The organism is Nostoc sp. (genome assembly GCF_036917465.1).
GTDB lineage: Bacteria > Cyanobacteriota > Cyanobacteriia > Cyanobacteriales > Nostocaceae > Nostoc.
In genome coordinates, this window is the sequence record NZ_JBALDL010000072.1 from 1 (window position 1) to 22,544 (window position 22,544).

At 40.3% G+C, this 22,544-nt stretch carries 16 protein-coding genes; 9 read left to right on the forward strand and 7 right to left on the reverse strand.

The genetic code is table 11. From position 1 onward, the window contains the following. Nucleotides 1-397: 397 nt before the first annotated feature. Nucleotides 398-2,962: an alpha-glucan family phosphorylase gene (gene glgP / locus V7K38_RS17115; protein WP_334859518.1), complete on the forward strand. Its 2,565-nt coding sequence runs from the start codon at nucleotides 398-400 to the stop codon at nucleotides 2,960-2,962. Nucleotides 2,963-3,113: 151 nt separating this feature from the next. Here glgP and V7K38_RS17120 read toward each other — a convergent pair whose 3' ends face one another. Continuing rightward, nucleotides 3,114-3,593 (reverse strand): DUF29 domain-containing protein, encoded by a 480-nt coding sequence (locus V7K38_RS17120; protein WP_334859520.1) that lies wholly within the window; start codon nucleotides 3,591-3,593, stop codon nucleotides 3,114-3,116. Nucleotides 3,594-3,630: 37 nt separating this feature from the next. After that, nucleotides 3,631-4,461, reverse strand: coding sequence for a DUF429 domain-containing protein (locus V7K38_RS17125; RefSeq protein WP_334859593.1), 831 nt, complete (start codon nucleotides 4,459-4,461; stop codon nucleotides 3,631-3,633). Between the two features lie 151 nt (nucleotides 4,462-4,612). Here V7K38_RS17125 and V7K38_RS17130 point away from each other — a divergent pair, with 151 nt between their 5' ends. From V7K38_RS17130 to V7K38_RS17140, 3 genes are all read left to right on the forward strand, one after another. Beyond that, nucleotides 4,613-5,881, forward strand: a complete 1,269-nt coding sequence (locus tag V7K38_RS17130; RefSeq protein WP_334859521.1) for a glycosyltransferase family 4 protein — start codon at nucleotides 4,613-4,615, stop codon at nucleotides 5,879-5,881. Nucleotides 5,882-6,049: 168 nt separating this feature from the next. Continuing rightward, on the forward strand, nucleotides 6,050-6,913 hold the full coding sequence (locus tag V7K38_RS17135) for a calcium-binding protein (protein ID WP_334859523.1): 864 nt from the start codon (nucleotides 6,050-6,052) through the stop codon (nucleotides 6,911-6,913). Nucleotides 6,914-7,182: 269 nt separating this feature from the next. Then, on the forward strand, nucleotides 7,183-8,316 hold the full coding sequence (locus V7K38_RS17140; protein ID WP_334859524.1) for an SAM-dependent methyltransferase: 1,134 nt from the start codon (nucleotides 7,183-7,185) through the stop codon (nucleotides 8,314-8,316). 101 nt (nucleotides 8,317-8,417) lie between these two features. Here the strand turns inward: V7K38_RS17140 and V7K38_RS17145 are convergent, their stop codons facing one another. Then, the gene (locus V7K38_RS17145; RefSeq protein ID WP_334859526.1) at nucleotides 8,418-9,323 is read right to left on the reverse strand and encodes an acyl-CoA desaturase; all 906 of its coding nucleotides are present in this window, start codon (nucleotides 9,321-9,323) and stop codon (nucleotides 8,418-8,420) included. Nucleotides 9,324-10,460: 1,137 nt separating this feature from the next. Between V7K38_RS17145 and V7K38_RS17150 the strand changes: the two genes are divergently transcribed. Next, nucleotides 10,461-11,909, forward strand: a complete 1,449-nt coding sequence (locus tag V7K38_RS17150) for an AAA-like domain-containing protein (RefSeq protein WP_334859528.1) — start codon at nucleotides 10,461-10,463, stop codon at nucleotides 11,907-11,909. 412 nt (nucleotides 11,910-12,321) lie between these two features. Here the strand turns inward: V7K38_RS17150 and V7K38_RS17155 are convergent, their stop codons facing one another. Together V7K38_RS17155 and V7K38_RS17160 are read right to left on the reverse strand one after the other, a co-directional pair. Continuing rightward, nucleotides 12,322-12,699, reverse strand: a complete 378-nt coding sequence (locus V7K38_RS17155) for a hypothetical protein (RefSeq protein ID WP_334859530.1) — start codon at nucleotides 12,697-12,699, stop codon at nucleotides 12,322-12,324. A gap of 470 nt (nucleotides 12,700-13,169) precedes the next feature. After that, entirely contained in the window at nucleotides 13,170-13,841 is a 672-nt protein-coding gene (locus tag V7K38_RS17160) for a helix-turn-helix transcriptional regulator (RefSeq protein WP_334859531.1), read from the reverse strand. Between the two features lie 100 nt (nucleotides 13,842-13,941). Between V7K38_RS17160 and V7K38_RS17165 the strand changes: the two genes are divergently transcribed. Continuing rightward, the gene (locus tag V7K38_RS17165) at nucleotides 13,942-14,598 is read left to right on the forward strand and encodes a DUF3386 domain-containing protein (protein ID WP_334859532.1); all 657 of its coding nucleotides are present in this window, start codon (nucleotides 13,942-13,944) and stop codon (nucleotides 14,596-14,598) included. 185 nt (nucleotides 14,599-14,783) lie between these two features. Here V7K38_RS17165 and V7K38_RS17170 read toward each other — a convergent pair whose 3' ends face one another. Next, entirely contained in the window at nucleotides 14,784-16,388 is a 1,605-nt protein-coding gene (locus tag V7K38_RS17170; protein ID WP_334859533.1) for a DUF1565 domain-containing protein, read from the reverse strand. A 283-nt stretch (nucleotides 16,389-16,671) separates the two neighbouring features. On the opposite strand from V7K38_RS17170, the gene V7K38_RS17175 reads away from it, so the two are divergent. Continuing rightward, nucleotides 16,672-18,291, forward strand: coding sequence for a tetratricopeptide repeat protein (locus V7K38_RS17175; protein ID WP_334859534.1), 1,620 nt, complete (start codon nucleotides 16,672-16,674; stop codon nucleotides 18,289-18,291). Between the two features lie 72 nt (nucleotides 18,292-18,363). Here V7K38_RS17175 and V7K38_RS17180 read toward each other — a convergent pair whose 3' ends face one another. Further along, nucleotides 18,364-20,301, reverse strand: coding sequence for an acetate--CoA ligase family protein (locus tag V7K38_RS17180; protein WP_334859535.1), 1,938 nt, complete (start codon nucleotides 20,299-20,301; stop codon nucleotides 18,364-18,366). A gap of 315 nt (nucleotides 20,302-20,616) precedes the next feature. Between V7K38_RS17180 and V7K38_RS17185 the strand changes: the two genes are divergently transcribed. Together V7K38_RS17185 and V7K38_RS17190 are read left to right on the forward strand one after the other, a co-directional pair. Further along, nucleotides 20,617-20,820, forward strand: coding sequence for a hypothetical protein (locus V7K38_RS17185; protein ID WP_334859537.1), 204 nt, complete (start codon nucleotides 20,617-20,619; stop codon nucleotides 20,818-20,820). A 621-nt stretch (nucleotides 20,821-21,441) separates the two neighbouring features. Continuing rightward, on the forward strand, nucleotides 21,442-22,281 hold the full coding sequence (locus tag V7K38_RS17190; protein WP_334859538.1) for a cyanophycinase: 840 nt from the start codon (nucleotides 21,442-21,444) through the stop codon (nucleotides 22,279-22,281). The last annotated feature ends 263 nt before the right edge of the window (nucleotides 22,282-22,544 follow it).

A 22,544-nucleotide genomic window follows, 5' to 3' on the forward strand; every position in this document is an offset into this window, starting at 1 on the left:
TTACCCCTTGATGACCAAACCCCGGCATGAATTACGTCTACAATTGCAAACTGCTTAAACCGCAAGGGTTTCGGCTTTTCTTAGTGCCATTCAGTCAAGACCATAGAACTGATCCCCGCAAGCAATACTAAAAGAAATATAAATTATTTATTCAAAACTAGATTTTTTTTAAGTGATGTAGGCCACTCAATGATTAAATTTTAATATACCAAGTATATGGCTGAAAGTAACGCATAGAATGAGAAACATCTTGGTGTAAACTTTAGCAACGAGGTTAAAAAATTTCTCAATGCTTAACAAAGTCATCGCTTTTTCACAAACTACAGTATAAAGAATTGGCAACATTGGTAAAGACAGTAAACAATAACCATAACTAACCTTGGAGTTTTGCCAACCTATGCAGCCAATTCGCACATTTAACGTATCCCCTTCACTACCGCCGCGACTCGAACCACTTCGTCGGCTAGCATATAACTTGCACTGGGATTGGAACGTTGAGAGTAAAGATGTATTTCGTCGTTTAGACTCTGACTTGTGGGAGTCTAGCCATCATAACCCAGTGTTAATGCTGGGTACTATCTCTCAAGCGCGGCTTTTGGAAGTTGTTGAAGATGAAGGCTTTCTCGCGCAAATGGATCGCGCTGATCGTCAGTTAGACGATTATTTACAAGAGCGCACTTGGTATCAAAAACAACGGGAAGATAAACCAAAAGAATGTTACGCCTATTTTTCGGCGGAATTTGGACTTGTCGATTGTTTACCTGTTTATTCTGGGGGCTTGGGAGTTCTGGCGGGGGATCACCTCAAATCTGCTAGTGACTTGGGGCTACCGCTTGTCGGTGTAGGTTTGCTGTATCAGCAAGGCTACTTTGCCCAGTATCTCAATGCCGATGGCTGGCAGCAAGAACGCTATCTGCTCAACGATTTCTATAATATGCCCTTGCATCTAGAGCGCAATGCCGATGGTTCAGAACTACGGATTGCGGTAGATTATCCTGGACGCAAAGTATACGCCAGAGTTTGGCGCGTACAGGTGGGAACGGTTCCCCTATATCTGCTGGACACCAATATTGAACCAAACAACACTTACGATCACGACATCACAGATCAACTGTACGGTGGCGATATCGATATGCGTATCCACCAGGAAATCATGCTGGGGATCGGTGGTGTGCAAATGCTCAAAGCTTTGGGGCTGAAAGTCACAGCCTACCACATGAATGAAGGACACGCCGCCTTCTCTGCCCTAGAACGCATCCGCTTGCTGATTCAGGAAGAAGGACTGAGTTATATCCAAGCAAAACAGGTGGTAGCTTCGAGTAATATCTTTACTACCCACACACCAGTCCCGGCGGGAATTGACTTGTTCGCTCCCGACAAAATGTTGTACTATCTGGGATACTATGCAGAGATATTTGGCTTGTCCAGAGAGCAATTTTTAGGATTGGGGCGCGAGAATACAGGCGATTTATCTGGGCCTTTCAGTATGGCGGTGCTGGCGCTGAAAATGGCAACATTTTCTAACGGTGTCGCCCAACTACATGGTGTGGTATCGCGGCAAATGTTCCAAGGCTTGTGGCAGAAAGTGCCAGTAGAGGAAGTACCGATCGCAGCAATTACTAACGGTGTCCATGCTCGAAGTTGTGTTGCCAAATCAACTCAAGAGTTGTACGATCGCTACCTTGGCCCAAATTGGTCATCGGCACCACTAGATAGCCCATTATGGGAGCGGATGGAAGCCATACCCGATGAGGAGTTGTGGCGCAATCATGAACGCTGCCGCTTGGATATGGTTTTGTATGTGCGAGAGCATTTAGTCAAGCACCTACGCGATCGCGGCGCTTCCGCTTCCGAAATTACCCAAGCCCAAGAAGTTTTAGATCCTTACGCTTTCACCATTGGTTTTGCCCGTCGCTTTGCCACCTACAAACGTGCTACCCTATGGATGCGTGATTTAGAACGCATTAAGCGGCTTTTACTGGGTAACAAAGATCGGAAAGTGCAATTTGTAATTGCTGGTAAGGCACATCCCAAGGATATTCCCGGTAAAGAACTGATCCGCGATATCAATCACTTTATCCGCGAACAACATTTAGAAAAACAGGTAGTGTTTGTTCCCAATTACGACATTCACATAGCCCGGTTAATGGTTGCGGGTTGCGATATCTGGTTAAATACACCGCGTCGTCCACGGGAAGCCTCTGGTACTAGCGGCATGAAAGCAGCAATGAATGGATTGCCAAATTTAAGTGTCCTAGATGGCTGGTGGGATGAAGCTGATTACGTCCGCACAGGCTGGGCAATTGGACATGGCGAGAATTACGACGATCCTAACTACCAGGATGAAGTAGAAGCAAATGCTCTCTACGAGTTATTAGAGAAGGATGTTGTACCACTATTTTACGATCATCGGGATAGTGATGGTTTACCTCGTCCCTGGGTTGCCAAAATGAAGGATGCAATTCGGTTGAATTGTCCTTTCTTTAATACAGCGCGGATGGTGGGAGAATATGCTGCGAGAGCTTATTTCCCAGCTAGCGATCGCTATCATACTCTGACTGTTGATAACTATGCCCCAGCGAAAGAACTAGCTGCTTGGAAAGAAAAATTGGGCGAACACTGGTTCAACATCAGAATCAAAGATGTTGACGTATCGGTAGCTTCAGACATTGAAGTTAACCAAACCGTTACTGTCAAAGCCAAGGTTGACTTAGCAACCTTGACCACTGATGATGTGCAGGTAGAGTTATATCAAGGTGCGATCGATGCCAATGGTGAGATTGTCAACGCTGTAACAGTGGTGATGGATTACCAAGGTGAAGATGCACAGCAATTGAGTACTTACACAGGTACTATTACTTATACCGCTTCTGGTTTGCAAGGCTTGTCTTTGCGTGTATTGCCGAAAAATCAAAATCTAGCTAATCCTTATGAACCAAGGTTGATTGCTTGGGCAGAGTAATAGTGCTGAGTAGTTATTAAATACTCAAAATTAGGCGTTGCTAATTTACGTTTAGCAACGCCTTTTATGTTACAAGTTTTCAGGTAGATAATTAATACAGCGTATTGCGGGTAAATAAAGTACACGGGTAGGGGCACAACATGTTGTGCCCCTACGATGATCTGTACCTCACCAAGTTGCAATCTGCTGTATCTAGGAGCTGTTCTAAGGTGTAAGTACAAAACTGAGGTAAATTATCGAGTTTTCCCTCAGTTTTATCAATTACATATCCTAACGCATCATCATAAATTGATGCTAATTCATTTTCTAAGTATTGATATAAATTTGTTGTTATCTGACGTTTTAATTGATTCCTAAAACTTCTAATTTCTGCTTTCCAATGTCCAGAATTATATTGAGATTCTTCTGTCCAATATTGCAGCAATAAAAGATGTCTAATAATTTGTTCTAATAAACTAGCAACCTTGGCTTTGTCTCTACGACCAAAATTCTCTAACTCCTCAATTAAATTTTCTAAATCTAATTCTCCTAACTTGTTAGCTTTTAATAGCTTGATTGTTTCCTCCAACCAAAGATGATCGTCAATTTCATAAAGTTGTTTTAAACTCAAATTAGAACTAACTCTTTGCATAAAAACTCCTTGAGTTAAATCTTACAATATTACAATTTTAGGCTAATATTCTTTGGGGGATGATAATGTAGCCTGTGGTGCGATCGCCAAGTACTAAGTTACGTTGTTCTCCCCAATACCACCAATAAGCGGCAACATAAGCGCAAACTAGGCTATCTAGTTTATCTTCGGTTGCTTTCAGGGCTGCGCCTGTGGTGGGGATTTCAAGAGGAAACGAACCGCAGAGGCGCAGAGAAGCCAGTGCGTTGCGGAGCGAGTGTGGTGTTGGGGGTTTCCCCCATGAACAACTCGCGTCGGGGTTCCCCCCGTTGTAGCACCTGGCGCAACGCAGAGGAGGAGAAAGAGAGGGGAGGATATTGAGAAGATAATTTTGGAGTTTAATTAGTTCTAGGCGGCGATCGCTGAGTCGTCCTTTTTTGTATTTGAGGATGCGTTCTAAGTTGAATAGGTTAACGATTGCTGGGTGGGGGAAGACTTCTATTTGATATCTGCTGAGTTTTTGCGGTTCAATGGTGGGTGCGTGGGCAAAACCGCGTGATTCTAATTCTAAGCCAAAGTTGATGGTGCGATCGGCGAAGGGTAAGTTTTGATTAGCTGGGTAGCATCCCGCATGATATTTACCAAAGTATTTGTGACTAAGTTTATCTGGGAGGCGACTTCCAGTAGCGTTGGGTATGAGGGTAGGTGCATCTACGGCGATGATGGCTGGTTCGTCTGGTTGGACGCTGCAATCAATCCAGGTGAGGATGTCTGCAATGGCTTCTTTGCGATCTAGATCGAGTAGTTGCAGTTGTCCATCTATCCATTCTAAACAGCATAGTCCGCTTGGTTGCGATCGCCAGCCTAAATCAATACCAATAAATTTCATTGTCATAACACGAATTTGCGATTATTCTCACATTTCCTGACAACCATTTATCTAAATTTACTTGCTCAAAATCTTAATAAATAATCTTATAATCTTAAAAAGATTGTCTTAATTTATTTTATCTCGCAATAAATTAATCAAGATTATTCCAATGAAAATCTTATTTTTACATCCCAATTTCCCCTCGCAATTTCGCAATCTAGCGATAGTTTTAGGAAAAGATCCTAATTGCCAAGTCGTCTTTGGAACAAACCGTCGGGAAGGGGAAATACCTGGCGTTTATAAAGCTATTTATACTCCTTCTCGTGAAGCGGCTCCCCAAACCCACCATTACGTTCGCAACCTGGAAAATGCTGTTCTTAGCGCGCAAGCTGTCTATCGCGTATCCGAAAAATTAAAAGCTGAGGGTTTCATTCCAGATGTAGTTTATGGGCATTCTGGTTGGGGGCCGACTTTATTTATGAAAGATGTTTTTCCCAAAGCAGAGTTATTGTGTTATTTTGAGTGGTTTTATCGCGCTCACGGTTCCGATGCCGATTTTGATCCCAACGAACCACTAAATGCTGATGATGAATGCCGTATCCGCGCGAAAAATGCGCCGATTTTGACTGATTTATATAGCTGCGATCGCGGGCTTTCTCCCACCAATTGGCAGCATCAGCAGTTTCCCAAAGAATATCATAGCAAAATCACTGTCCTTCATGATGGTGTTGATACTAAATATTTTGTTCCAAAACCAGACTCAAAATTAGTTTTACCAAGAATAAATCTTGACCTTTCCCACGTTGAAGAGTTGGTAACTTATGTAGGACGGGGAATGGAACCTTATAGAGGATTTCCACAGTTTATGGAAACGGTGGCACTAATTCAGCAACGAAGACCTAAATGCCATGTAGTAGTTGTGGGAGAAAATAGGGTTGCTTATGGCAAGAATCTCCCCGATGGTCAGACTTATAAACAATTAATGTTAGAAAAATTGAAATCATCTTTAGATTTATCCAGGCTGCACTTTACAGATAGGCTACCTTATAATGAGTATCTTCAGGTTTTGCAAGCTTCTTCTGCTCATATTTATTTAACCCGTCCTTTTGTTTTATCCTGGTCAATGTTAGAAGTAATGGCAGCAGGATGTTTGTTAATAGCTTCTAAAACTCCGCCAGTATTGGAAGTGATAAAGGATGAGGTAAATGGATTACTAGTAGATTTCTTTTCTCCCCAGGATATTGCTAATCGGGTTGAAGAAGCGCTGAATAATCCTCAAGAGATGAAAGCAATTCGGGCGAATGCGCGAGAGACAATTTTGAAGCGTTATGATTTAGCCAAACTATTACCACAGCATTTGCAATGGATATTTGCTGGTAAAAATTCTGAGACTTTGAAAAAGCCCTCAGTTTCTAAAGGATTTGGCAAAAGTCATTAGTCATTGTTCATTGGTCATTAGCCTCTTGCATAAATATTTTTTGCTTCCAGCAAAAGTGGAAATAAAAACCTGAAAATAAAGACTTTTGTAACGACTATTTTAATTATTAGCTATGGGTCAATAACAAATAAAAAATGAAAAATTACAAATATAAAAGCGATAATTAAAATGCGGATTCTTTTTACCATTGCCCATTTTTTTAAACCTAGCAATGAGGGTAGTCATGCTTCCCAACGTAAAGACCCACAACCCCGCTTGCAGGCATTAACTAAAAGCCTTACCGCTTTACACGAATTATTTAGCAAATCTCAAAGGATCATCAATATTGCTCAACGAATAGCTTTCCCTGCTAACCAACCTCAATCTCACGAACTAGATATTGTTGTTTGTACAACTAAAGATAATCATCTTTTAAATCGGCTTCCTTTACCATCCCATTTATATAAGCATCATTCTACTAATGTAGAACCTTTACTTTTGGGGTTTGAGTGCCAAGCTGTTCTGCAAAGCTCTCTCGGTCAGTATGATTACTATTGCTTCCTTGAAGACGATCTAATTATCTATGACCCTTGGTTTTTTATAAAATTAAACTGGTTTACCCAACAAGCGGGTGATTTAAATTTACTCCAGCCAAATCGTTATGAAGTCTCCGCTCACGGTATGGTTAACAAAGCTTACATTGATGGGGATTTGGCTTTCCGAGTAACTGCTCCCTTCCAAAATGTGCAGGAGCAACAAGAACTAAAGGGTACAATCCTGAATACACCAATTACCTTTCGTCGTGCGCTCAATCCTCATTCTGGCTGCTACTTTTTGAATGCAAATCAGATGGCTCAATGGGCTAATCAAACTTATTTTATCGACAGAGATATTAGCTTTGTTGGGCCTCTAGAAAGTGCTGCTACCTTGGGAATTATGAAGACATTTCGGATTTATAAAACTTCACCTGAGCAAGCAAGCTTTTTGGAAATTCAACACTTTGGAACTGGGTTTCTGGGGCTAATTGGAGGGCAGGTAGATTTAGCCGAATAGTAAATCGAATTTAATTTGGTTGGGTAGAAGTTCATCTATACAATAATTCCAAAAATGTAAAAAGATGTATGATAATTCAGCTACTTGCAACCATTAATAAATATCTAGCCAAGAGGATATCTCTCGGCTAAATCTCATATTGTATCTTAAAAAATATTTCTAAAAGTATCTTAAGATTTATTACATTTTAGCGTTATCGTTATAAAACTAAAAAAATCTAATTATTATACTCATGTAGCGTTATCTGAATGCTTTTAGGAGTTATGACTATGACTGTTGATACTCTGCTGCAAGAAATAGAAAAGCATATCCCTATTGTGGGAGATATAAATATCAAGAGTCCATTGGCATACCAAGCAACTCGTGGAGCAGTTGAGGTAGTGAACACAGTGCAAATGGCAGTTGCAGAGGCTTATATCAATGGATTAGAAGTTCCTGATTCAGTCCTAGAATCGCTTTTCGATACTTGTATGCCAATTTTCTTTCAGTATTTCCCATCCCTGCTAGCACCTTATGAATGGGTATTAAAAGAAACGGATCATCTCGCCGAAGGATCGCGGGAACTAATGAAAATTCAGTACGACTTGCCTCAAGCCATGCTGAATACTATGTTGGGGGATGGAAAACTCATTTATCCTAAGTACAGTATGGGATTGTGGGAAAAAGGAGCATTAAACCTTGAGCAATCCCAGATGCAGATGATTGATGATGTGATTGAAAAGCTAGACATCAAGGACGGAGACAATATTTTAGACTTTGGGTGTGGGTGGGGATGTGTTCCTAATTACATTCTTTCTAAGTTCCCCAATGTCAAGTTTACGGGTCTTAATTTGAGTCATGAGCAATGTGAATATATACGCCACAAAATGCAAGATCCTCAGAGTTATCTTAGTTCAGATCGCTTTACCCTATATGAGGGTGATTTGAATAATGCAAATTTTGAAACCAAGTTTGATAAAATCCTCTCGATTGGTGTTTTCTGTCATGTTGGTAACTTAACGGAAGCCTTTAAAAAATTAGCTTCGTTTTTGAAGGATGATGGGAAAGTTTTTATTCACATCATCACAGTCCGTATCCCTAATAATATGTCCAGCGTTTACACTCACAAATATATTTTCCCACACGGTCGGTACTGGAATTACAATGCTGTTCCTAGCCATCAACAAGACCTCAAAACAGTTAAGCAATGGTATCTCAATGGCTTTAATTACTCTACAACACTAACTAACTGGTTACGGAATTTTGACAACAATCAGGCAACAATAAAAACATTAAACTATGGCATGGACTATGCCAAGTTTCGCCGGATATGGAGATTTTATTTGATATGGTTTATTCGCAATTTTGCTAGTTGTGATGGAGAATATAATGGTAATGGTCAATTTTTAATGGTTCATTCTTAACTGGACAAAGCTAGAGTTTCCTCTCATAGGGATTGAACAAAATAATGTTAATCTCAATTAGATTCTCTTTGCTTAGTTTGACCAATCTGTTAACCAGAATATCAGACGAATGTCTTTCCTTTACCCTTGAACACTGAGTTTTGACAGTTTTGGTTTCTGGCACGGGCAATAACTTCTGTTTCAGAAGGCACTCTAACTTTTGACGCTAGCTTCAGGAACTCAAGCACTCTGATAAACCAAAATGTTGGGTCTGGAAGATAAGCAACCTGCCCCTCTCGCACGGTGATGCCATGTCGGGCTGACGACTGGAATGCATGATGAAGATTATGCCAGCCTTCACCCAAAGTCAGAAATGCGACAAGCCAAGAGTTCCGGCTGTGGTCGTTGGTTGTGAACGGTTGTTCGCCCAGGATGTGGCTGAGTGAGTTGACAGTGGCGACACCGTGGAAAAGGACAGTCGTGCTGAGGAAAAAAGCGCCGAGATATTCAGTTCCACCAATGTAGTACGAGAACATACCGAGAGCAATGGTGGGAATGAAGTGCAAGCGGTCAATAAGCTTCAAAACCAGATTACTCTCAACATCCGTGGGAAGTTTCGAGGGAAAAAACTGTGGGGAGAATAGCCATCCAGCTTGAGACCACCAGAATCCTTTGATTCCCTTGAAAGGCATATAAGGGGAGTGAGGATCTTGTTCTTGGTCTGAGTATTGATGATGGGTCATGTGGTGAGCTTTCCACCAACTTGGCCCCATCTGCCCAGCTGAAGCAGCCACGATGCTTCCAACGCAGAGAACTGAGGTTGGAGCCTGGTAGCTCTTATGGGTGAGTAGTCTATGGTAGATACCAGTAGTTGCAAGCATTCGTATTACATATAACCACACAGCCCACAAGGCAGCACCCCACGATAAGCCAGTAAAAATAATTAGTAGCGATCCTAAATGACTCACCACGATCAAAGTAGGGCCTACTATGTAAGAAATAATCGTGAGATGAGAGTACTGTTTCATTAGTCTTCTAACGTCCTTAAGCTTCAAAATAAAAATGCATCATATCCTTGCCGTAGCTAATACTGGCAACGGTAGACACCCACTCTTGCCAGTATTAACACCATAGAGATATCTTGGCACAATTCACTTCATAAGACCTCTTGCAAAAGTCCCTAACATCCCACCCCCAACACCTCCCCTTAGCAAGGGGAGGGGAGACAAAGCGTAGCTTTGGCGGGGTGAGGTTCTTATATTTTTGATTTATGCAAGAGGTCTATAGAATATGAAAAGCAGCTTCAAACCATCAGTGAGAGGTTAAGGTAATTGCACATTTGTCAAGAGGGTGCAGGAAAAGGCGATAAATCAAGCTTGGAGACTGGCGATCGCCTAGCTTTGACTACTTTTAAGTCTTGATTCTCTGGGGTAGAACAGCTAGAGCGCCAGCCCAGTAGAAGGAGTTGACATAAAATGCAGAATATATTTGTTGTTTAAATTGAACATTTAGGAGCTTCGTTTTAATGCGATCGCTAAAAACCAGACCTAAATATTTAGCCCAAAATAGACGTTCAGCCCTGACACATATACTTAAGCTTTTGTCAACATACAGCGTATTGCAGGTAAATGAAGTACACGGGTAGGGGCACAACATGTTGTGCCCCTACGATGATCTGTACCTCACCAAGTTGCAATCTGCTGTATATTAGTGGACTGGCTCTCTAGCTGTGCTACCCTACTGCGTGTTGCATCCAAAAGAAAATTGCTAATTTTGAGAAACGTAGGCATAGATATCGCCTCCACCTTGTTAGATACAAAATCTAGATGAATATCAGATAATAAATAACTTTAAGTAATATCTTAGGAAGTTGGCAATAAATAAAGTGAACTATTAAGGGTTATCATTTTTTATCTAGAAATAGTCAAAGATACTTGATTTATAAGCATTAACGGCTTTCACTAGGGAAGAAAAAATAACAATAAATATAGCTATGTTTATTTATACCTACTTATCTAATTTCTCATAATTGTCTATGTATTATTCTTTACCAAAAATTAGAAATCCAATAACAGGTAAATAACTGTTGAATAACTGTTTTAAAACATGAAACAATGAGAGATAGCTAAGACAGTAAAGAAAAAAGCACACAGATAATTACTGATATGAAGCAATCTAAGAGTACTCGGAAGCGGGGACTTATCCTCACAATTGCTGGGCTAAAGCGTTTACAAGCAGCGATTCTGGCGATAGAAAAGGTTCAAAATAACGGCAATCACTTCACTCTAGAAGATTTAGGCGATCGCATGAATGTTTCGACCAAAACTCTAAACCGATTATGGTCATTGAATACAGGCGTGGATCAAAAAACCCTGAAATTGTGCTTTACCGCTTTTAACCTAGAATTGCATAGAGAAGACTATGCAATCTTGAGTGAGCCGAACAATATTGAAAGCTCTCGAACTTACTCACTAAGTTTAGATACAGACAAACAAACAGTACCTCAGTCTTTACCCTTAGACTTATTTGTTACTCAAGAACATCACCAACTCGAAAACCTTTGGTCATACCCAGACGGCCCCGTACCTCTAGATTCCCCCTTCTATGTCGAACGTTCTCCCATTGAAGAACTAGTTTATCGAGAAATAATTCAACCAGGCTGTGTGATCCGAATTCGAGCGCCAAGAGAGATGGGTAAAAGTTCTCTTGTGCTGCGCCTGTTAGCCTTTGCCCAGATGCAAGATTATCGGACGGTAAACCTGAATTGCAAACAAATCGATGCGAGTTGTCTAACAAGCCTAAATAAGCTTTTGCGTTCTTTTTGCTGGCAAGTTGCAACAGAATTAGGCATAGATCCCAAGCTAGATCAGAACTGGGATGAGGAAATAGGTTGTAAGTTAAGTTGCAATTTATACTTGCAATCTTATTTACTCAAGCAGAGTAAAAGTCCAGTGGTTTTAGTGTTAAATGAGGTTGACCGCTTTTTTGAATATCCTGAAATTGCTCAGGAGTTTTTTGGTTTGTTGCGTTCTTGGTATGAAGAAGCACGACAAGATACTAACTTACGTAAATTAAGGCTAGTGGTTGTTTACTCCACAGAAGTGTATGTCTCTCTGGATATCAACCGTTCTCCATTTAATATCGGACTACCGATTCGTCTACCAGAATTTACTAAGCATCAAGTCGAATATTTAGCCCAACGGCATGGGTTAGACTGGGCTTCTGGTAACGAGGTTAATCAACTGATGTCTCTTGTCGGGGGACATCCAGCCCTAATTCGGATTGCTCTGTATTATCTCTGCTGTCAAAGAATTAGTTTAGAAGAACTGATAGAGGAAGCGATCGCTAACGGTGGTATCTATCGTTATCATTTATGGCGACACTGGGCAATGTTGCAAGAAAATTCCAGTTTGGTAAAAGCGTATCTTGAGATCGTTAGCGCAAAGCAAAGCATTTCTCTCAATCCCATTAATGCTCATAAGCTCGAAAGCTTGGGGCTGATCGCTTATGAAGGCGATCGCATCTTACCACGTTGCGAACTCTACCGTGCTTACTTTAACAAACAACTCAGCCTTGCTGAATTTGGATATAAAGCATTGCAAAAACGTGCTTAATAATAACTCTCAGCTACTTTTTCTCTTATATCTTTATACCTACCAAAACTCTGGGCGAAAATCCTCTGCCCAGGGTTTTCTAGAGCATCAATCAATTTTAGATTTTAGATTTAACTCACATCTACAGTTAAGGGTGAGTCAATTAGTTTTATATTGGGAATTTTTAAATTGTTTTTAGATTGTTTTTATAAATCAACTCCCAGACTTACGCGAAATAGCCTAAACCTTGATTTTCCCGTAAGGGCAATTCATGAATTGCCCCTAACACGTGTAGTTTTGTCTAAGTTGTAAATGCGATGGTTTCAAACTTCTTTAGATTATAGATTTAAGGATAAATCCAAAATCTAAAATTTATCAATTCCTAAATCCTACGATTGTTTAGAACTATAGCTTTAGAAATTTCCCACAAAAATTAACTATTTGACCAATAAAGCTGATAGTCCTCGATTAAAAACGTTCCGTTATTAGAAGACATTTTAAAAAAGAAGTAATAATCTCCTGGTTCCCAAATACTAAATTCTTGCTCTTGTTCTTGAGCAACAGCCGTAGAGCCACCGTTAGGGATAGTCATGCTAGCAGTTTGTGTTCCATTCTGTGCTCTCATCAAAAAAATTTCCAGCAGTGAGAAACCTTGTAATTCGGCAGAATAACGGATTTTGAAGCGGATTCTACCTCCATCTCTTACGGTCTTTTGAACAAGAAAGTTTTCAGTTTGAATCGGATTACCAGACAGTTTAATATTCTGAGCTTGTGTTAAAATTTCGATCTGCTCGTGATGAACTGAACTCATTAATTTTTCTCCTGAGAAATAATAGGGTATATTGAAGTAATTACATTGTTGACAAATGTCTTTTGGTAAGAATTCAGCACTCAGGAATTAAAAACCAGAATTTAGAACCAGGTCTACTTTGACTTATATATATGATTAATCAAGTTTATTGTGATTCTTTAGTTATTCTGATTTTTGAATTATGACTCCTGAATTATTCCTGTCACGCTCGTATTTTCCCGTTATCGCTAAGAAAATGCAATGACAGATAAGACAGTTAAGACAGTTAAGAAATATAGTTAAATATTTAACCGAGAACAACAAAAATAATCTAGACTTAAGCCTTAAGTATAGGAATCCGGTTTGATTCTTGGAATTACTAGGATTTAGGCATCGATAGAAAAAGTTAAATGCGAATCATTTGAAAAACCACATCTATCGTAGGGTCAATTTGTGAATTGCCCTTACAACAGATGATTCTGAATTATTCTTCAAGAAACTTGCATATCTTGCAGCTTTGCCACCATTTCTGCACGCGCCGAAACCTTCAACTTACGAAACATCCTCTTCAAAGCTTGTTTGACGGAATTTTGCGTAATCCAAAGTTTTTCCCCAATTTCTGCATTTGTTAACCCCTGCGCCACTAACTCGGCAATTTGTAACTCACGTGCTGTTAGAGGATTGACTAAAAGGGAATGGAATATTTTTGGTTTTGTCCGCAGAGTTGCCATTTTTGCTGACAAATGAATGCATAAGGCACTCAAATCGGCTAAATCATTGCCATTAAAAGGAGGATTTCCCTTATCACGAGCTAAGTTGAGCGTTCCCACAAGACGACCATCGCAAACAATTGGCCCAGTCATGACGTGTTCATGATCCGAACGCGAACAAAAATGCTTCCAGTCTGCTGGTGATAATAATAACTGTTCATGGGCGGGAGCGTGACGCTCAACCACGTAGCGCCCAACTGGATTGCTTTCTAAGCAGACTGCTGGAATAGCTTGAACATCGATTTCATCTGTTGGTTGCTCATTTAGGAAATAAATGCCCCAATTTTGCACGCCAAAATGCTCACCAATTTGATCCGTTAGAGCTAGCTTTAATTCTTGCTCATTTTGGACATTAGCGATCGCATCAAATACAGCGTGGAGAGAATTAACCATAAGTGTACCCAGTTGGGGACTATCCAAGCCTCAACAATTACTTCTATGCTAATACCAACGAAACTAAAACGCTAATTACAGTAGCGACTAGGAGAAGCACATGACAGTTACAAAACTCTCTGCTCAGGAACTTTTCCGGGCTGCTTATGAGAACCGCTATACTTGGGACAAGAATTTCCCCGGCTATACTGCAAATATTACCTTTAAGCATGACGATAAAGTTTTTACAGGCAAAGTAATCATCAATGCCAATCTCAAAGCCGAAGTTTTAGATGTAGATGACGAGTCTGCCAAGCAAGCAATTCATGGCCAAGCCTGGGAAATAGCAATTCACCGCATCCGCCGCAGCTTTGATGACACCCACAGCGCCAATACATTTAGCTATGGTAAAACTGACGAAACTGGTGCGTTTGAGCTTTTAATTGGTGGTAAGGCTGAGGGCGATAAATACAAAGTCCGCAATAATGAAGTATGCCATGTTCACCGTCTAATTCACGGTACTTTTGTGACAATTGACACTTTCAGCAGTCATGAAACTGGGGAAGGCTACTTATCCCACAGCTATGATTCTGTGTATCACGATCCCAAAACTGGCGAACAAAAGGGCGGTAGAAGCGAATTTATTGATGAATATGAAAAAGTTGGTGACTATTTCATTCTAAATCGTCGGGAGATTCGCACCGAGACAGCAGGACAAGTATCTATTCAAGAATTTATCTTCTCTGATATCAAATTGTTGGAACCTGTTGCTGCTTAAATTTTATTTGGGAATTTAACAATTAGCGTAGGCGCAGCCCGCCGCAGGCATCGCTATTTAGTTTAGATCCCCGACTTCTTAGAGAAGTCGGGGATCTAATTGTTCATTCTTCTTCTGTTAGCTAACCAAACTCGAACTACTGAAAAAATAATGAGAAGAGAAATTAGAACCATTTTTGTGACTACTTAAGTCACAATATAAGGCGATTCAATCGCCGCTACACGACCAGCATCTAGCAAAGCTTGGTATACCATAACTGTTACCTCTGCGCGTGTAGCATCGCGGGTAGGATTGAGTTGTTTGAGGTTCGGGTGATTGACGATAATCCCCTTGTCTATAGCTTTTACTATCTCATCTTTAGCATAATCAGGAATCTTTGCTTGGTCATCAAAAGTTTTGATAGATGCTGTACCATCAGCAGATAATCCTAACCCATTCACTAGGGATACAATCACTTGCACGCGCTGGATATTTTTGTTGGGGCCGAAGGTATTATCAGGAAAACCAGAGAGAAATAAACCTTGATATGCCTGTTGAATTACCTTGGATGCCCAAAAGTCTGCTGGTACATCTTTGAATTTGCTCACGGGGCGATTTGGTGATGGGTTGAAAGCTTTTACCACTAATGCGGCGTATTGCGCCCGTGTCATTGTAGCATCGGGTTTAAATGTGCGATCGGGAAAACCATTAACTATCCCCAATTTGACTAATTCCCGAATAAACCCACCTGCCCAATGATTACTAATATCGGTTAATTCAATAGTGGGAGTTGGCGTTGGTGTGGGAGTCGGAGTTGGTGTGGGAGTCGGAGTCGGAGTCGGAGTTGGTGTCGGAGTCGGAGTTGGAGTTGGAGTTGGCGTTGGTGTCGGAGTCGGAGTCGGAGTTGGCGTTGGTGTCGGAGTCGGAGTTGGAATGGGAACCGAACTATCTGCAAACTCTATGTTTCCTGTAACTTTAGACGCATTTATTTTATTTCCCACAGAAACCAGCTTATTGGAACTGGCATTTTGCAAATCGAATTTACCGTTATTTTGTAGAGTATTGCCTCCTGGATTATTGGCACTGCCAATATCTGGTAGGGCAGTTCCAATTACGGTGATGCCATCGTCAGTATTATTTTCGCTGACATTGTTACGCAATACAGGACGAGTACTGCCAGAGATGACAATTCCAGAACGGTTTTCCGAAAGTTTGTTATCTCGAAGTATGGGTGATGCAGTATCACTAATGGCGATCCCAAAACCTGTTTTGACACAGGTATTACCTTGAATTTGACCTTTAGAATTTTTAGCGATCGCAATTCCATTGGCTGCATTCTCTCTGAATACATTATTTAGAATAACTGGGTTAGCATCACCTGTAGCAAATACTCCCTCCCGCTTACAGTTGATGAAGGTACTATTAGCAACAGTAGGGGCCGTTGATTCAATCCAGACACCACTACCACGACTAGCTAGATTTGTGACAGTTACTCCCCGTAGTTCAGCCTTATCCAGCAACAAAAATGTTACATTTTGAGCCGCAAAAGTACGGCTGAGGTAGCTACCATTCCCTTCAATCAAAATACCATTACCAGTGTTTGTTTCATCACCTACCACTATTACGCCCGATGGAACCGTTAGTGGAAATACTTCACCGCTAGCAGCATTGTAATTACCATTTGCTAGTTGAATCTTGGTGCTATTTGTAGCTACTTTCAGGGCTTGGCTAATAGTTTTGAACGGCGCTTGTTGGCTACCAAGGTTAGTATCGCTACCTGATACTGGATTTACATAAAAAGTCTGAGCCATATTTATACTTCCAAAAAATACATAGCTATCCTAACGCTAACGATAAAAGTAGGTAGCGGTTGATGCATTAAATAACTTAAAGTACTTCTCACTCCGAAGTTAAAAAATTATGCCAATACTTTTGGGTTTTACTATTTAGACAAGTAATTACATTAATTTAGATTAATATTTGATACATAATGTGAAGCAAATTCGCATAATTCCACCCAAGCTAATTGAAAGGTTTACGGCAGCTAGATATTTTAATAGAATAATCTCATCATAAAGATTCGCAGAAATATCAATGGACTGGATTACACTACTGCGATCGCTACAGTCTGATTTTATTAAAAGGTTAACATCTGGTTGTCTGCTTCATTGTGAAACAGAAGGTCAATATAGTGAATTAACTATAATCTCTGGAGAGAGATTAAAGGCACTACGGGAATTTTGCTGGTTAATGGCTGAGAAATATAAGCGTGTTTCGCCAGTGCGTGACGTTTTTATCAGCTATCTTAAAGGTAAATTGGGTGAGGAAGTTGTCAAAGAACGTTTAGCAGATTTTATTACCGAAGTCGATTATGAAAAGCGATTCGGCGGCGATGGCAATATAGATTTTACTTTGACTTCTGATCCATCTATTGGTATCGAGGTTAAATCTCGTCATGGTAATATTGATAGAGTTAGATGGTCAGTTAGTTCTGAAGAAGTTGAAAAAAATGCAGTTGTAGTTTGCATTTTGATTCAGGAAGATGTAAGTGAGGCACAATCTGAATATCACCTTTTTTTGGCTGGCTTTCTCCCAACCAGGATGATTAAATTAAAGACTGGGAAAATTTCCTTTGGGATAGAACAATTACTGTATGGCGGTGGTTTATGGTGTTACCTAGAACAGTTACAATCTTCTATAAATAATTCTTCTAAACAACAATCACAAATTTACAAATATCTTGCGAAGCCGGAAGTTATATCTAAGCCTACTAATAATCAATTTATTAAAGCTTCTTTTCAATCTGAATATAGTGATGAAGATTTAAATATACTTTATGTAAAATTGGGTGATGAGTGTTTTGAGAGAGGAGAATATACAAATGCAATAATTAACTATAATAAAGCCTTAAAAGTTGGTCATAGTGATGTTGATTTATATTATAAACGAGGTTTAGCGCACTATCAACTAGGAGATTATGAAGCTGCGATCGCAGATTATTCTCAGGCAATCCAGATGAATATTCAGGATGCTAAATCTTACAATAAACGAGGTTTAGCTTTATCTCAACTGGGGCGATTAGAAGAAGCAATTAATGATTATACCCAGGCTATCAGAATTAATCCTAATGTTGCCGTAGCTTATAAAAACCGGGCTGAAGCTCGTTCTCATGTAGGAGATAACCAAGGAGCAATTGAGGACTATACCCAGGCTATTAAAATTAATCCTCATTATGCTGATGCTTATAAAAACCGTGGAATTGAGCGTTATTTATTAAGTTCTCAACCGGGATTCCCTCAAGCAATCAAGATTAATCCTCAAGATGCCATAGCTTATAAAAAACGTGGCAATGCTCGTTCCGATTTAGGAGATTTGGAGGGAGCAATTGAAGATTATACTCAGGCAATCCAGATTAATCCTAATTATGCCGATGCTTATTACAATCGTGGTAATGCTCGTTCTGACTTAGAAAATTTTCAGGAAGCAATTAAAGATTATACTCAAGCAATCCAGATTAATTTAAATTATGCAGATGCTTATTACAATCGTGGCAATATCCGTTTAGAAATCGCAGATAAACAGGGAGCAATTGAAGATTTTCAAAAAGCGGCAGACATCTATCGTAAAGAGGGTAAACTAGAAGCGCTCAAAGATACACGAGAAAGAATATTAGATTTAGAAATCGAAGAATCATTAGATATTTTAAAATTCTAGAAAATCTGCAAATTCCAGAACCCCGACTTCTTTAAGAAGTCGGGGTTCTAATAGATTGAGCGCTTATTTAGCTCAAAAAATCGTTCCAGTTTCTTTCAAATAAACCCTTGTAAATGGTTCATCTTCAGCCAAAGTATAATCTTCAATCAATCCTTTGCGACGGATAGAAATATCATTGCCTTTTCTAGTCACCACAGTAGAACCATCGAAGACATCCCGTGTTAGCATCATCTCAGTTTCGGTGGGATTGTCCAAAACTACAATATTACTATTTTGGTAAAACATCCCCTCTTCATCTAAGATTTCTTCCGCATATTCGGCAATCAACAAATCAAGTTTGGGGTGACGCAGCAAAGTTTGGACGTTGCTGTTGTAATTTTTGCCTAATACTTTTTTCGAGCGATTCACAAAAACTGCATCACGACAAACAGCCCCTATTGTCAAATTGGGATGTTGCAAAAGGATATGGTCAATGGTTTCTTGCAGTTCTTCAACGGAGATTTTATTAAAGGTGATAATCGGTATCCTCGCATCTGTACCCGACTCAAAAAAGGTTTCTAGAATATGAGAAGGTACATCAACACTTTCACCCTCAGAAGGTTTAAGATGCATTAAAACTCCCGGTGCAGCGTTGATTTCTAGGATAGCGAAGTTACTGGATTTCCAAGATTCTGAGAGACTCTTGGTAATAACATCAATCCCCAGACAAGTCAGTTGGAAGTGTTGAGCAATATCTTGCGCCAAGATAATATTGTCAGCATGAACCGTGCGCGTTGCATCGATGCTCATACCCCCGGCTGAAAGATTGGCGACTTTACGCAGATAAACAGTGCGCCCCTTCTCAATCACGCTGTCTAACGATAAGCGCTGTTCCTCTAAGTAGAGTTCCATTGCTTCATCAATCTGAATTTTACTCATCGGTGAGGTAGGCGTATCTAAACGTGCAGGTTTACGGTTCTCTAGGCGAATTAATTCTGCAAGCGTTAAATACCCATCACCGACAACCGATGCTGGACGGCGTTCTGTGGCGGCGACAAATCTGCCATTGACGCACAACATGCGAAAATCCGATCCTGAAATACTTTTCTCAACAATTATCCGAGTTAGCTGATCTTCAGGAATCGCTGCTAATGCCCTATGATAAGCAGATTCCAGTTCTTTTGAGTCTTGGATGTCAGCTGTAACACCAATTCCTTTGTGACCTACCACTGGCTTAACTGCCACTGGGTAGCCAATTTTTCTTGCTGCTGTTAACGCTTCCTTTTCAGAAAAGACGATATCGCCTTCAGGGACAGGGAAACCCAAGGTTTTCAAAAATGCCTTGCAGTCATCTTTACGGGTGGTAAATTCTGAATCTAAATGACTATCGCAGTTAAATGTCGTTGCTACCCCTCGGACATGTTTTTTCCCAAAGCCGTATTGCATTAATCCTTCTTCCCACAAATAAAAGGCGGGAATACCTTTTTCGTAGGCTGTTCGCAATAGGGCGTAAACTGTGGGCCCACCATAGACAGATGCACGGAATTTATTTTGCAACCTGACTAGCTGCTCATCAAAGTTAAAGTCTTCGTCTTGGGTAATGGCTTCAAACCAATCCCAAACAAAATAAACTACCTCTCTAGTTGTGCGTTCATGCAGTGATTGGACGCTAATTCGCACGAAATCTGGATATGGCTTCACACTCCATTGCTTCAGGTGCAAATCCATGTCCAGTTTTCCAACTTCAGACACAACTTGGGCGAACAGATGGGCATGGGATTCGTAGCTTTGGCTGCCCAGAGTTGGATAGCGATGTCTCTCGACAAGCCGCTCTGAGTCTACGCCAATGCTTGCAATATAATCTTCAACGGGCAAAGGCTCTCTAGATTCAACTAGAGCAAAGTCAAATACTATTGCCCCTGTATTCAAATAGGGGTTGGGGCCAACAAAATGCTTGAAGTTGAAAATATCGAATACATCCGTTCTTCTAGCATTAATGCGGACTAAATCACTGCTTTTTTGTAGAACCATTGATTACGAACCTTTGGCTAAACACCCTGACATTTATATGCTGAGTTATAGTTACTCAGACTTATTGAGTGGAGATTGATTCAGATTAATTTTGGGCAGTGATGGCAAAGCCATTGATCTAATCAGAACCTACATTAACCCTATTAGTAAGCATTTTTAACTATCTCAAGGCATAATTAAATTTTCTTTCCTCAGTAAAGAATCTAGAATAGTAACTTCATCCTCACGAAAAGTCAAAGATATAACCTTTGAAAGGTGCAACACCCATCAGAAAAAAGGATAAATAAGTATCCAGTATTGTAAAGACAGCCAAGTATGAATACCACACAAGCTGCTCTAAGAGACGAAATTCGAGAACTTGCTGAGGAAGCTTTCCATCAAAAGCTGATCTCTGGGCATGGTGATGGGGCAGACATAAACGAGTATCAAATTGTCTACCAAGGTAAACCCAGGCATCTCCCACTAGAACAAGCACGTTTTTTCTTGACTAACTTGCTTTACACAAGTCGTATTCATTAGGACTTACCATCAGATATTCAATTGGACGATAAATTTTCTGGCAATTAGTAAAGATATAAGCTAATCGGCATTTAACTTGCATCATCAGGGCGGGCAAGATGCCCACCCTAAAAGAGACTGATAAAATTTGAACATGCAAATTAGATGTGTTTTAGCTTATGACTTACGCATTGACAGGAAAGATTAAATATGGATAACTCGAAAAACCACATTTGTCGTAGGGGCAATTCATGAATTGCCCCTACAGCGCCGGTTATTTACCATCAAAGAATGATTGATAAAAACCTGAAACGACGTATCTGCGTTGATACATAACATAATTCTTTTGTGAAGTGCGTAAGTCCTAACATAGTAAAAATTGCCTTGAGAACAATATCTCTAGGCAGTTGCTCTCCAGGTTTTTATTTAGTTAAGAGAAAATTAATTTTGAGGGAAGCTGTTCTCTGGGTAATTTTCCTGAAAAATCTTTTGGTCTAATTGCGATGTCTAAACGACAAGCCGCTTTGCGTCTACGCAAATTTTAATCCTACCTTCTATCAGGTAATCTACCATAGGGATGATTTGATACTTTAATTGTCATGGTTTAGTGAAATTTATTAACTCACATCAGGGAACATCAAGGTGGAAAGTAATTTCAAACGGCAGCTGGTAATTATTGGGGGAGCCGAAGACAAAGAAGGAGATTCCCAAATTCTCCGAGACTTTGTGCGACGTGCTGGCGGTACGAAGGCGTACATTGTCATTATGACGGCAGCGACAGAATTACCAAGAGAAGTGGGAGAAAATTATATTAGAGTTTTTGAACGCTTGGGAGCCGAGAATGTTCGCATTCTTGATACAGAAACCCGCGAAGACGCATCTTCATCTACCGCATTGGAAGCAATCAATAAAGCAACTGGGATATTTTTTACAGGGGGAGATCAAGCTCGCATTACTAACATCCTCAAGGACACCGAAATCGATGTGACAATTCATAAACGGTTTGCCGAAGGTATAGTTATCGCTGGCACAAGCGCCGGAGCGGCCGTGATGCCAGATAAAATGATCGTGGAAGGTGATTCGCAGACACATCCGCGAATTGAAACTGTTGAAATGGGCCCCGGTCTAGGCTTTTTACCAGGGGTGGTAATTGACCAGCATTTTTCCCAACGCGGACGCTTGGGACGGTTAATTTCAGCTTTAATACTAGAACCTGCTGTTTTAGGATTCGGTATTGACGAAAATACCGCTATGGTCGTAACTGATAATCAAATTGAAGTGATTGGTGAAGGTGCGGTGACGATTGTAGATGAATCAGAAGCTACATATAACAATATGGGCGAAATTTTGAGGGATGAGTCCTTGGCGATTTTTGGAGCAAAGCTTCATATCTTGCCAAATGGCTTTAAATTTGACTTGAAAACCCGCCAACCCATCCTCAATAATGGCTCTGTCGCAAATCTCCCTGTATCTGTTGCTTAAATCAACACCCAATTTTTAATAGGTTCGATAATTCAATACTTGTAGATTAGTGACATTTATCTTTTAAATATCCTTCCAAATACTTTCAGGAATAGGGGACATAGCTCCTGTTTTTTGGAATAAAGGGAGGATTTATTATATATAGTACTTACGCAAAAAGGCAGTGAAACCTTTGATTTACCGTAAGGGCAACACCTGATGAAAGATACCTTCTGCTTTTGGGAATACTAGATTTAACCACCAGACCTAACAGGAAGGGGTTG